A 12,212-nucleotide genomic window follows, 5' to 3' on the forward strand; every position below is an offset into this window, starting at 1 on the left:
GATGCAGTGGACATCGAGATCGACCACGACTCGACGACGCCGCCGTTCGAGCAGCTGCGGGTGCGCATCCTCGAACTCGTGCGGAACGAGGAGTTGGTGGCCGGCGCCAAGATTCCGACGGTCCGCAAGCTCGCGTCCGATCTGGGCATAGCGCCGAACACGGTGGCCCGCACCTACCGTGAGCTCGAACAGCTCGGCGTCATCGAAACCCGCGGACGGCTCGGTTCGTTCATCGCGGCATCCGGGGATCCGACGCGGACGAAGGCGCAGCAGGCAGCCACGGAGTACGTCGCAGCCATTCGCCGCATGGGGATTTCCGACACCGATGCCGCGGCGTTCGTGGCGACGGCGCTGAGGGGGGCGTGACCCGGTTTGGTTGACGCTTCAACTTAAACCTGTCAGAGTGGGACTACCCGAGAGCGCGTGATCCTGTTCTTCTCGCGCGTCCCACCACCTCCGAGGACCCTCATGAATTCCACCGCATTCCGCGACGCCACCCTGCTCATCGCCCGGATCGGCATCGGTGTCATCTTCATCGCCCACGGCTGGCAGAAGTTCTTCGACTGGGGCATCGACGGCACGCAGGCCGCGTTCGCGGGCATGGACATCCCGCTCGCCGACGTCTCCGCCATCGCGGCCGCCACCATCGAACTGGTCGGCGGTATCGCGCTGCTCATCGGCTTCGCAACCCGCATCGCCGGTGTGCTGCTGTTCCTGGACATGGCCGGGGCGTTCTTCCTCGTCCACGCCGACAAGGGAATCTTCGTCGGCGACGGCGGCTTCGAACTGGTCCTCGCGCTCGGTGTCGCGTCGCTGCTGATCGCGGGTGTCGGCGCCGGGCGGCTCAGCGTCGACGCGGTGGTCGGCAAGAACTCGCGGGGCGTGCTGTCCGCCGGTTGATCCGTCTACTACAGGCACCCGGGACGTCGCCACGACGCCCGGGTGCTTGCTTTTGCCGGTCCGGGTGAGCACCGTGTGAGGAATGGCAGGCGCACGCGAGCTGTCCGGGACCGATCGTGTGGTGTTCGGCGTGGCCGCGAGCGCCGTCGCCGCCATCGTCGTATGGGGGCTCGTAGCCCCCGACAACCTCGAATCGGTCACCGGCGCCATGCTCGAGTGGCTCGTCACCAACCTGGGCTGGCTGTTCGTCATCGCCGCCTCCGGGTTCGTGATCTTCACCCTGTGGCTCGCCGCGAGCCGGTACGGGCGCATCCCGCTCGGCAAGGACGGTGAGAAACCCGAGTTCACCACCGTCAGCTGGATCGCGATGATGTTCAGCGCCGGCATGGGCATCGGATTGATGTTCTTCGGTGTGGCCGAACCGCTGGCCCACTTCGTCGATCCGCCGCCGGGGACCGACGGCGGAGTCGGAACGGCCATGGCCACCACGATGTTCCACTGGAGCCTGCACCCGTGGTCCATCTACGCGGTGATGGGTCTGGCCATCGCGTACGGCACCTACCGGCGGGGCCGACCGCAGCTGATCAGTGCGGCCTTCTTCCCGCTGCTGGGCAGGCGGAGCGACGGGCCGATCGGCCGCGTCATCGACATCCTCGCGATCTTCGCCACGATGTTCGGCACCGCCGCGTCCCTCGGACTGGGCGCCCTGCAGATCGGATCCGGGCTCGAGGTGGTCGGCTGGATGGGCGAGGTCGGCACGCTGCTGCTCGTCGCGGTGGTCGCCGTCCTCACTCTCGCGTTCGTCGCGTCGGCGGTGTCCGGGGTCGCGAAGGGAATCCAGTGGCTCTCCAACACCAACATGGTGCTGGCGCTGATCCTCGCGGTGTTCGTGTTCGTCCTCGGGCCGACCGTCCTGATCCTCAACCTGATCCCGACGACCATCGGTAACTACGCCGCCGACCTCGCCGCGATGTCCGCCCGCACCGCGGCGTCGAGCAATCCCGAGACGGCGGAGTGGCTGTCGTCGTGGACGATCTTCTACTGGGCGTGGTGGATCTCCTGGACCCCGTTCGTCGGGATGTTCCTCGCCCGGATCAGCCGCGGTCGCAGTATCCGGCAGTTCGTCGTGGGGGTGATCCTGATCCCCAGCCTGGTCAGTCTGCTGTGGTTCGCGGTGTTCGGCGGTGCCGGAATCAACGAACAACGCGAAGGCATCGACCTCGCCGGCCGCGACACCACCGAGAGTCAACTGTTCGGGATGCTCGAGAACCTGCCGCTCTTCGGCATCACGACGGTCCTCGTGATGGTCCTGGTCGCGATCTTCTTCGTCTCCGGGGCGGACGCCGCCTCGATGGTGATGGGCACCCTGTCGCAGCGCGGTTCGCTCGCGCCCGCGCGCTGGGTGGTCGTCTTCTGGGGCATGCTCACCGGTGGTGTCGCCGCGTTGATCCTCTGGACCGGGGGCGCCGACGCGCTGAACGGACTGCAGACCATGACGATCATCGCCGCCGCGCCCTTCGTGATCGTGATGATCGGGCTGTGCATCTCGCTGTACCGGGACCTGGCCCGCGATCCGCTGATCCTCGCCGAACGGCAGGAACGGCGACTGTCGGTGCGGGCCCGTCGGCGCTGGACCTGACCGCCCGGCCGTCAGGACCGATCGACGACCATCGACAGCACCTGCGGAAGTGGCGTCCAATCCGTGGACACGACGCTCGCCGAACGCGCCGCGAGTTCCGTGACGCGCCCGCGCGCGGCGTCCTCGGCCGGCGCGACCGGGTCGAGTGCCGGTGCCACGTTGTGGGCATCGGTCATCACCACCAGGTACCCGTTGTCCCGGTACCAGCGCATGTCGATCCCGTCGGCGGCGAAAGCGCTCGCGTCACCGTCGAACACGACGAACCACGGCCGCAGATCCGCGTCGTACMGGGCCACGCGGGGATCGCCGGGCTGCGCCTTGTGGACCGCCGGGAACGCGGTCGCCAGGCCCAGGCCGCCGACGCGTGCCAGGTCGCGCAGGTGGGTCGCGTACGCCCGGTCGGTCCACCAGTGGTCGAGGGGGTTCACTTCCTGCACGGTGCCGGGGATCAGCTCGAACAGGAACTTGCCGCTCAGTTCGCTGCGGTCCGGCCAGCCGCCGGTGCGGACGGCGTCGTCGAGGGTCGTCGATCCGGCTCGGTCGGCGAGGTCCGCCGGCCCGAACACCGCGTCGCCGAGATGGCTGCGCACCAGGGCGTCGAACTCTCGGGGACCCCGGCCCAGCGGCGCGGTGAAGCCGTCCTTCATCTCGACCTTGACCATGACCGGCGGATGCGCGGGGTTCGCGTCGTGCCACGCGCGCAGATCTGCGAGACAGCCACCGAGGAACTGGTCGCGCGGGCCGGTCCGCAGCTGTGCCGCCGACGTCGCGCCCGCACAGTTGTTGTCGTTGCCCACCGGATTCGAGTGCGACACGCGCCAATCCGGTCCGACGGCGTTGGTCCACACGTCGAGTTCGATCATGCCCGTGCCGGCGTCCAACGCGTCCGCGAGGAACGCGTAGCGATGCTTCTCGAACGTGTTGTGCACACCCACCGACGTGACGTCGGAGTATCGCGGGTGGCTCGCCTGGCCGGAATCCGCCTGCGCGATCGGTGCGGCAGCCGGAAACAGCATGGCGACAACGGCAAACACGGTCCCGGCGAGGGATATCCGAAACCTGGACATTCGGTGCACACTACCGATCCGTGCGCGTGTGCGGACGTCATTTGCGGGAACGAAGAATCCGGAGGTCAGCGCCAGCTCGGCAGCCACAGCTGCTGCTGCCACAACTCCGGGCTGATCGGCACGGCCGTCAGGATCGGCCACAGCCACACGAAGTTCGCGACCACCAGGCCCAGGTACAGACAGACCGCGAGCAGTCCGGTGCCGCGGCGTTCGGCGGAATCCTTCGCGGTGCCGAGGATCTCGCCGAGTATCAGGGCGATCGCCATGACGAGGAACGGTGCGAGCGCCACCGCGTAGAAGTAGTACATCTGCCGGTCCAGGGTGACGAACCAGGGCAGGAACGCGGCCGCGTAGCCGGTGAGCACCGTCGCGTACCGCCAGTCGCGGCTCACGAACGTCCGCCACATCGCCCACGCGAGAACAGGCAGCGCGAGCCACCACATCGCGGGGGTGCCGATCAGCATGACGGCCTTGACACACGTCGGGCCACCGCAGCCGGACACCTGCTCGCCCTCGGCGTAGTAGTAGAGCATCGGCCGCAGGCCCATCGGCCACGTCCACGGCTTCGACTCCCACGGATGGTGATTGCCCGCCGAATTCGTCAGTCCCGAATGGAACTCGAGGACCTTGGCGCTGTAGTACCAGAGCGATCGCAGCGCATCGGGCACGAACGAGAACGTGCTGCCCGTGCCGATCTGATTGCCCGTCGCGTGCCGGTCCACGCCGGTCTCGCTCGCGAACCACGCCCAGTACGTCGCGAGATACACGCCGATCGGGACGACCACCAGCGCATAGAGAGACGGGCCGATATCGCGGACCGCCGTCCCGACCCACGGCCGACGAACCCCGTACGCGCGCCGGGCCGAGACGTCGAACGCCACGCAGAGCAGGCCGAAGAAGGCGATGATGTAGAGCCCGGACCACTTGGTGCCGCACGCGAGTCCGAGCATGATCCCCGCTCCGAACCGCCACCAGCGCACCCCGAGACGAGGACCGAGGTCGCTGACACCGATCCGGCCCTCCGCCCGCACCCGGGCCATCCGCTCGCGCACCTGGTCGCGGTCGACCACAAGGCAGCCGAGGGCCGCGACGGTGAACAGGGCCAAAAAGATGTCGAGCATGCCGAGTCGGGACGACACGAACGACACGCCGTCGACGATCATCAGGAGGCCGGCGATCGCGCCGACCAGTGTGGAGCGGGCCATGCGCCGCACGATCCGGACCACGAGCAGCACCAGGATCGTTCCGGCGACCGCCGACGCGAACCGCCATCCCCACGCGTTGTAGCCGAAGATCGCCTCGCCCAACGCGATCAGCTGTTTGCCGACGGGGGGATGCACGACCAGGCCGTAACCGGGGTTGTCTTCGATGCCGCCGCCGGTGAGGACCTGCCAGCCCTGGGGCACGTAGTGCTTCTCGTCGAACACGGGCGTGCCGGCGTCGGTCGGGTAGTTCAGCATCGTGAACCGGGTGATCGCCGCGAGCGCGGTGATCACCAGCGACACGACCCAACCCCGCAGTCGATCCGTCGGACCGAAGTCCGGGTCCGGCGCGAGCGGCGCCGGACTCACGGAGCGGACACTGCCGGACGGCGGCGTGGGGCGCTCGTCCGTCAGTTGGGTCACGGGTCGATCGTAGGCTGTCTCCCATGACTGGTCGCCTCGTCCTTGCCGCAACTCCGATGGGCGACGTCGGTGACGCCTCCGAACGACTGCGCGGGGCGCTCGGCTCCGCCGACGTCGTCGCAGCGGAGGACACACGACGGACCAAGTCGTTGGCCTCCGCGCTGGGAGTCACGATCACCGGTCGGGTGGTCAGTTTCTACGACCAGGTCGAGGTCACCCGGCTGCCTGCGCTCGTTGCCGACATCGAGGAGGGGAAGACGGTCCTGCTGGTGACCGACGCCGGCATGCCGTCGGTCAGCGACCCCGGCTACCGACTGGTGGCGGCGTGCGTCGAGAAGGACCTGCCGGTGACGTGTCTGCCGGGTCCCTCCGCCGTCACCACCGCGCTCGCGTTGTCCGGGTTGCCGGTGGAACGGTTCTGCTTCGACGGGTTCCCGCCGCGCAAGCAGGGACAGCGACGCACGTGGTTCGAAGGACTCCGCACCGAGGCTCGCGCGTGCGTCTTCTTCGAGGCGCCGCACCGACTGGCCGCGTGTCTGGCCGACGCCGTGGCGGTGCTCGGCGGCGAGCGCCGGGCGGCGGTGTGCCGCGAACTGACCAAGACGTACGAGGAGGTTCGTCGCGGCACCCTCGCCGAACTCGCGGAATGGGCGATCGACGGCGCGCGTGGTGAGATCACCGTCGTTCTGGAGGGTGCACAGCCGGTGTCGGCGGATCCGGAGGACCTCGTCGCGGAGGTGGAACGGCTCGTCGCCGACGGGATCCGACTCAAGGATGCGTGCGCGCAGGTCGCCGCGGAGACGTCGCCGGGAGTGTCGAAGCGAGAGTTGTACGAGACGGTGCTCGCGGCCCGGCGGGACTGAGTCCTACCGCCGGTCACGCGGGGTGAGGAATCCGAGCTGCCCCCGCCGACCCCCGACGGGCCCTTACCTGTGGGTGGGAGCTTCGACCGAAGTCGAAGTCCCACCCGACAGGGTCGCGGCCGCATCGGCGGGGGCCGCACCCAACAGCACCATCAGGCCCACTGTTGCGCCGATGATCAGACCTGCGGCGATTGCAGGCGGCGTCTTCGCCGTCAATCTCGTCGCTCGTTCGATCATCTCGCGCTCCTTCACCGTGGCGTGCACCGGCAGGGACTACCCCTCGTCAAACTCAGCCCCAACCGGCGACCGCGCCGCCGGCGCAGGGCCGTTGTGCGTCGATGTCGACTTTGCCCCGCTTCGCCCTACAGGAAAACCGAAGGGTCCGCATTTGGGGCTATCATCGCAGTTCGCGGGTGGTGAGGAATTAATCCGCAGCGGAATTCCGCAGGCCCGCGGAAGCGGCAAACAGGTCGAATAGGTGGAAGCGGTCGGGGACCGAGGGAGGGTGCACGGGCGATGACGTCCGAGACGGGACAGACGCCGGACGCGGAGCGGTCCGGTGCGCAGGCACGGCTGTTCTTCGCCGACCAGCTGCGTTTGTTGTTCGCGACCGCGGGCGGCCCCCCGCTCAAGAAGGTCGTCACGGAGGCATCCACCCTGACGCGGTCGTTGGGGGGCGACAAGCCCGCTTCCGTCCAGCGCGTGAGCGACTGGCGTTCGGGCAAACGAATGCCCGCCACGTTCGAATCCGTGCGCCCGGTGCTGGCGGTGCTGATCCGGATGGCCCGACCACTCCACGGGGGACCGCCGCCGACCGACGGGCTCTTCTCGATGCGTCAGTGGGAGACGTGGTGGCGTAGCGCGAACGCGGTCCAGCAAGGACGCGCGACCGGCGCCGGCACCGAGTCGTCGGCGCCCGCCCTGCCCGCCGGTGTGCGTCCCTACCGCGGTCTGGCGCCGTACCGCGAGAAGGACGAGCGGCTGTTCTTCGGTCGCCGCCACAGCGTGAGTGCACTCGTCGGGGCGGTGCTGTCGGCACAGGGCCAGGGACTGGTCGTCGTCACCGGGGCCTCGGGTGTCGGCAAATCGTCGTTCGTACAAGCGGGGCTGATCCCGGAGTTGCGGGGTCACGATCGCGAGGGCGGCAGGGCCACCTTCGCGCCGGTGGTCTTCACGCCCGGCGCCCATCCACTCGCGGCACTGGTCACCGCGGTTCCGGAGCTCGGCGACTGGGGGGAGGAGCCGGACCACCAGCACATCGAGTCCGCGCTCGCGCGAGCCGCGGTTCGGATGCAGGCGAACCAGCTTCTTCTCGTCGTCGACCAGATCGAGGAACTCTTCACGCAGTGCGCGGATCCGGGCGAGCGGGCGCGGTTCCTCACGATTCTGGACTTCGCGGCCACTGCTCGTGCCGGCGCGGAGCCGTCCGAGACCGCGTCGGTGGTCGCGACGATGCGTTCCGACTTCTACGCTCAGGCGCTCGCCTACCCGGTGCTCGCACGAGCACTGGAACAGCGCAGCAAGGCGGTGTCGCCGCTGCTGCGGGAAGACGTCGTCGAGGTCATCACCCAGCCGGCGCGGATGATCGGGCTCAAACTGGAGCCGGGACTGGTCGACCTGATCCTCAACGACCTCGGGGTGCTGACCGCCGGTGAGGGCAGCGGCACTGTCCTGCCACTCGTCTCGCACCTGCTCGACACGATGTGGGAGCGGCGGCGTGGTGGTCAGCTGACGATCGCGAACTACCGGGCCACCGGGGGAGTGTTGGGCTCGATCGCCGCGGCCGCCGAGCGCGCCTGGGGACAGCTCGACGAACAGGGCCGCGTCCTGGCGCGGGCGATGATGGTCCACCTCGTGTACGTCACGAGTACCGGCACCGACGTCAAGATCCGACGGACCCTGAGCCAGCTCGTGGCGTTCGAGAGCAACGACACCGGGGCCGCGCGGCGCGTCATCGACCACTTCGTCAACGCGCGGGTCCTCGTGGTCGACGGCGACGATGTCGAGCTCATCCACGACGCGGTCATCGACACGTGGCCCCGGCTCAAGACCTGGATCCAGGAGGACCGGTCGTACTCGGCGCTGCGGCAGCAGGTCGAGACCGATGCGGTGCACTGGGAGCACGCCGACCGCAATCACAGTCTGCTCTACCACCGTGGTCGTCTCGACCTGCTGGCCGAACACGCGGCCAACCGGGCGGACAGCGCCGCCGCTGCGGAAGCCGGTGGGATCGCGGCGGTCGCGCCGTCGTTGACGCCCGCGGCCGAGGACTTCCTCGAGTCGTCGGAACGGCAGGTCCGTCGACAGGCGTGGATGCAGCGGACCGTGATGGCCGCGCTCGCGTTCTCCACCGTCGTCGCCATCGTGATGGGTGCGATGGCGCTCGGGGCGAAGTCCCGTGCCGAGAACGAGCGCAGCACCGCCCAGTTCCAGCAGGTGGTGGCGTTGGCGGATGCCCTGCGGGACACCGATCCGACGACTGCGGCGCAGTTGTCCCTCGCGGCCTGGCAGATGCGGCCCGACAACGCCGACGCGTTCACCCGACTGGTCGCGACGGAGAACACGCCGATCTCCCGGGCCCTGCCCGGTCACGCCGGTCCGATCTATGGAGTCGCGATCTCGTCCGACGGGCGCACACTGGCCACCGCGAGCGACGATCGATCGGTGCGGCTGTGGGACTTCACCGATCGCTCCGCGCCGGTGCAGCTCGGCGCCGAACTCACCGGGCCCGAGCAGTACATGTCGTCGGTGTCGTTCAGCCGCGACGGCCGGCTCCTCGCGGCGGGCAGCGGTGACGGCACCATGTGGATCTGGGACGTCAGCGACCGCGCGGCGCCGCGGCCCCTGGTCTCGGGACTGCGAACCGCGCCGGGTGCCGTGCACAACGTGCGCTTCAGTCCCGACGGCCGGCTGCTCGCGGCGCCGCACGACGACGGCACCGTCACCCTCTTCGACACGTCGGCGCCGGATTCCGGACAGTTCCCGGCGTGGACCCTGCGGGGGCATTCCGGCGCCGTGCGGACGGCGTCGTTCCGCGACAACGCGGTGCTCGCGACGTCGAGCGACGACCGCACCGTCAAGGTGTGGGACATCGCCGATCCCGCCAAACCGGTCCAGCTGGGGGCCGAGCTGTCGGGCTTCGACGACGTCGTGCACTCGGTGGCCTTCAGCCCGGACGGCCGAAATCTCGCGGCCAGCAGTGACGACGGGCTGATCCGGATGTTCGATGCGACCGACATCGCCGCGATCCGTCCGGTCGGCGCTCCGGTCCAGGCGCACACCGGTGGCATCTGGACCATCGCCTTCGCGGCCGACGGCGGAACACTCGCGAGCGCGTCGTGGGACGGGACGACGAAGCTGTGGTCGGTGGACCCGAGCACCCGGACTCTCCACGAGCTGCGGCCCGCGCTGAGCGGGAACGGAGGCGGGGTCCCGGCGCTGGCGCTGTCGCCGGACGGCGGCACGATCATCACCGGCGGGCAGGATTCGCTGGTGCGGGTGTGGACGCTGCCGGGCGGCACGGTCCCGGTGTCGGACTCGTCGATGACGTTGCCGTCGATGAATCGTGACGGATCACTGCTCGCCACCGCGGGATACGACTCGGCGGTGCGGCTGTGGTCGGTGGACCGGCACGGTCAGATCGAGCGGGCGGGGACGATCGACGTGCCGCGCCCGTTGGGCGGTGCCAACGTCGCGGTGCTCTCTCCGGACGGTCGGGTCCTCGCGACCACGCAGACCGCGGGCGGGCGCGTCCAGCTGTGGGACGTGCAGAACCCGGCGCGGCCGGTGCCGATGGGCCCGCCGATCGCGACGGCGACCCGATTCACGTGGGAAATGGCGTTCAGCCCCGACGGCCGGACCCTCGCGATCGGGGACGACGACTTCCGGGTCGCGTTGTGGAACATCCAGGATCCGTATGCCCCCGTGCTGCGGGGGCCGAGCCTGCCGGGCCCCCACAACCTGGTGCGCAGCGCGGTGTTCAGTCCGAGCGGCGACGTCCTCGTCGTGGCCAGTGCCGACGGCGAGATCCATGCGTGGGATGTCACCGATCCGTCGGCGCCGCAGTCCCGTCCGGTCGGCGAGGGCGGTCACGACGGCGGCGTGAACTCGCTCTCGTTCAGTCCGGACGGCTCCACGTTGGTCACCGCGAGCGACGACCACACCTTGCTGCTGTGGGACAGAAACGCCGAGGGTGGGTTCAACCCGCGCGGCACGGCGATGAGTGGGCACACGGGGACGGTCTACAGCGTCGCGTTCAGCGCGGACGGTACGCACGTCGTCAGCGGCAGCGACGACGGTTCGGTCCGGCTGTGGAGCGTGGACGGGGACAACGGCGGCGAGGCGGTCGGTGGTCCGCTCACGACGATCGGAACGGGTCGCTGGCAGGTCAACTTCCTGCCGCACTCGTCCATCGTGGTCGCGGGTGGAGGCGACGGTGTGCTGCGCACGTGGCGACTCGACGCGGACGCGGTGACCGAGCGGATCTGTTCGGCTACTTCGGAACTGACTCAGGACCGGCCGGCACACTTCGAGATGCCGGAGTCCGGTCGGGGTGCGTGCGCGACGTCGTGAGCGTGACGATGCTCGCGGCCTTGTCGAGGCATTCCTGCCATTCGGCGTCGGGATCGGAGTCGATGGTGATGCCGCCGCCCACTCCCAGTCCGACGCCGCCGGTCGCGTCGAACTCGACGGTGCGGATCGCGACGTTCAGTTCGAGCCCGGCGACCGGGCTGTGCATGCCGACCGTGCCGCAGTAGACGCCGCGGGGTTCGGGTTCCCAGCCGCGGAGTAGTTGTCGGGCAGAGTGTTTGGGGCAGCCGGTGACGGAGGCAGGAGGGAAGGCCGCGTCGAGCAGTTCGGGGGTGCCGACCGTCTCGGGCAGGGCGGCCGACACCGTCGAGACCAGGTGCCACACGCCCGGCGCCGGCTTGACCCGCAACAGGTCGGTGACCCGTACCGAGCCCGGCTCGGCCACCCGGCCCAGGTCGTTGCGGACCAGGTCGACGATCATCACGTTCTCGGCGACATCCTTGACCGAACGGCGAAGCGCGGCAGGGTCTTCGCTCAGCGGGAGGGTGCCCTTGATGGGGCTCGACGTGACGGTGCCCGAGCGGCGGGACAGGAACAGTTCCGGTGACAGCGACGCGACAGCGCCCCACGTTCCCTCGACGAACGCGGCCCGGCTGGGTCGCGTCTGGTCGACGGCGTCGGCGAAGAAGTCCACGGGGGCACCTGAACTCGTCCCGTGGAATCGCGCGCACACGCACGCCTGGTAGACGTCACCGCGCGCGATGGCGTCGAGGCAGGCCTCGACGCCGTGGCGGTGCGCGCGCCGATCCGGGTCGATCCAGTCGATCTGCCACGGCTGCGGTTGCGCGACGGGCTCCCGCACAGCCGCGGCCAGGTCGTCGGGGCAGGACAGGTCGGTGAGGCTCTCGAACCACCAGCATCCCGAGGTGTCCAGCCGCAGAACGTGATCCGTCCAGCCACCGGCAGCCGCCGGCAACGCGCCCGATCGGTCCGGGTAGGCGCGGTAGCCGATCCAGCCGCCGCCGATCAGCAGACCGTCGGGCACGGGTGTTTCACGTGAGACGGACGCCGGGAACGTGAATRCGTCGTCGGGCCGACACGAACTCGCGTGCACGCTGGGTGCGATCACGGCGGCGGCGTCGAACCAGCTGCCGATCAGGCCGGCCGGCGGTGGAAGCTGCCGCGTGACAGCCCGCCGAGCCAATGCGCGGAACACGGCGGCGGCGGTGCCGCCGCTTCCGAGTCGCTCGATCCGCATTGGTCCAGCTTTCCATGGGGCCGTGCCTCCGACGACATCGGTCCGCGGTGATCTGTATCCGGTCGGCACCGGGGGTGTGGGCGGTGCCTCATCGCGCGATCGCCCGGTCTGCGGGCGACAACGAGGCGTCGTCGGCGGCGGACTGTCCGGCATACCAGCCGTCGGCATCGACGGATCTGCTCCGCGATGCCTTGGTGCTCGGGAACAGGCGCTCGAACTCGGCGTCGACGGCCTCCGATCGCGCGGCGAGGACGGGCAGCAGGTCGTCGATGCGCACGTCGGCGTCGACCGCGGCCTCGGCGGTGGCCCGGCTGTCGGTCTCCTTGAGCC

General features: G+C 69.6%; 9 protein-coding genes and 1 pseudogene. 6 read left to right on the forward strand and 4 right to left on the reverse strand.

Going from position 1 to position 12,212, the window contains the following annotated elements:
* The first annotated feature begins 6 nt into the window (after window positions 1-6).
* The 3 genes from AB4Z09_RS16530 (at window position 7) to AB4Z09_RS16540 (ending at window position 2,539) form a co-directional block, all read left to right on the forward strand.
* Window positions 7-366 carry a GntR family transcriptional regulator gene (locus AB4Z09_RS16530; protein WP_114718232.1) on the forward strand — a complete coding sequence of 120 codons (360 nt, stop codon included), beginning with the start codon at window positions 7-9 and terminating at the stop codon, window positions 364-366.
* A 102-nt stretch (window positions 367-468) separates the two neighbouring features.
* A complete protein-coding gene (locus AB4Z09_RS16535) occupies window positions 469-900 on the forward strand; it encodes a DoxX family protein (protein WP_174908817.1) in 432 nt (143 codons plus the stop codon).
* 82 nt (window positions 901-982) lie between these two features.
* Window positions 983-2,539 (forward strand): BCCT family transporter, encoded by a 1,557-nt coding sequence (locus AB4Z09_RS16540; RefSeq protein WP_442240202.1) that lies wholly within the window; start codon window positions 983-985, stop codon window positions 2,537-2,539.
* 11 nt (window positions 2,540-2,550) lie between these two features.
* Here AB4Z09_RS16540 and AB4Z09_RS16545 read toward each other — a convergent pair whose 3' ends face one another.
* Both AB4Z09_RS16545 and AB4Z09_RS16550 read right to left on the reverse strand, forming a co-directional pair.
* Window positions 2,551-3,606 carry a phosphatidylinositol-specific phospholipase C domain-containing protein gene (locus AB4Z09_RS16545; protein ID WP_442240203.1) on the reverse strand — a complete coding sequence of 352 codons (1,056 nt, stop codon included), beginning with the start codon at window positions 3,604-3,606 and terminating at the stop codon, window positions 2,551-2,553.
* Window positions 3,607-3,671: 65 nt separating this feature from the next.
* Window positions 3,672-5,231 (reverse strand): dolichyl-phosphate-mannose--protein mannosyltransferase, encoded by a 1,560-nt coding sequence (locus AB4Z09_RS16550; protein WP_114718235.1) that lies wholly within the window; start codon window positions 5,229-5,231, stop codon window positions 3,672-3,674.
* Between the two features lie 23 nt (window positions 5,232-5,254).
* On the opposite strand from AB4Z09_RS16550, the gene rsmI reads away from it, so the two are divergent.
* From rsmI to AB4Z09_RS16565, 3 genes are all read left to right on the forward strand, one after another.
* A complete protein-coding gene (gene rsmI / locus AB4Z09_RS16555; RefSeq protein ID WP_114718236.1) occupies window positions 5,255-6,094 on the forward strand; it encodes a 16S rRNA (cytidine(1402)-2'-O)-methyltransferase in 840 nt (279 codons plus the stop codon).
* Window positions 6,095-6,266: 172 nt separating this feature from the next.
* The gene (locus AB4Z09_RS16560; RefSeq protein WP_174908820.1) at window positions 6,267-6,572 is read left to right on the forward strand and encodes a hypothetical protein; all 306 of its coding nucleotides are present in this window, start codon (window positions 6,267-6,269) and stop codon (window positions 6,570-6,572) included.
* Window positions 6,573-6,610: 38 nt separating this feature from the next.
* Window positions 6,611-10,666 carry an nSTAND1 domain-containing NTPase gene (locus tag AB4Z09_RS16565; protein ID WP_442240204.1) on the forward strand — a complete coding sequence of 1,352 codons (4,056 nt, stop codon included), beginning with the start codon at window positions 6,611-6,613 and terminating at the stop codon, window positions 10,664-10,666.
* On the opposite strand, the gene AB4Z09_RS16570 is transcribed toward AB4Z09_RS16565, so the two are convergent.
* Window positions 10,587-11,882 (reverse strand): aminodeoxychorismate synthase component I, encoded by a 1,296-nt coding sequence (locus tag AB4Z09_RS16570; RefSeq protein ID WP_442240205.1) that lies wholly within the window; start codon window positions 11,880-11,882, stop codon window positions 10,587-10,589. The two genes, AB4Z09_RS16565 and AB4Z09_RS16570, sit on opposite strands and share 80 nt — an antisense overlap.
* Before the next feature lie 88 nt (window positions 11,883-11,970).
* Window positions 11,971-12,212 (reverse strand): annotated as a pseudogene (locus AB4Z09_RS16575) (DUF2786 domain-containing protein); the annotation flags it as partial.

It is taken from the genome of Rhodococcus sp. TAF43 (assembly GCF_052113525.1).
Taxonomy (GTDB): domain Bacteria; phylum Actinomycetota; class Actinomycetes; order Mycobacteriales; family Mycobacteriaceae; genus Prescottella.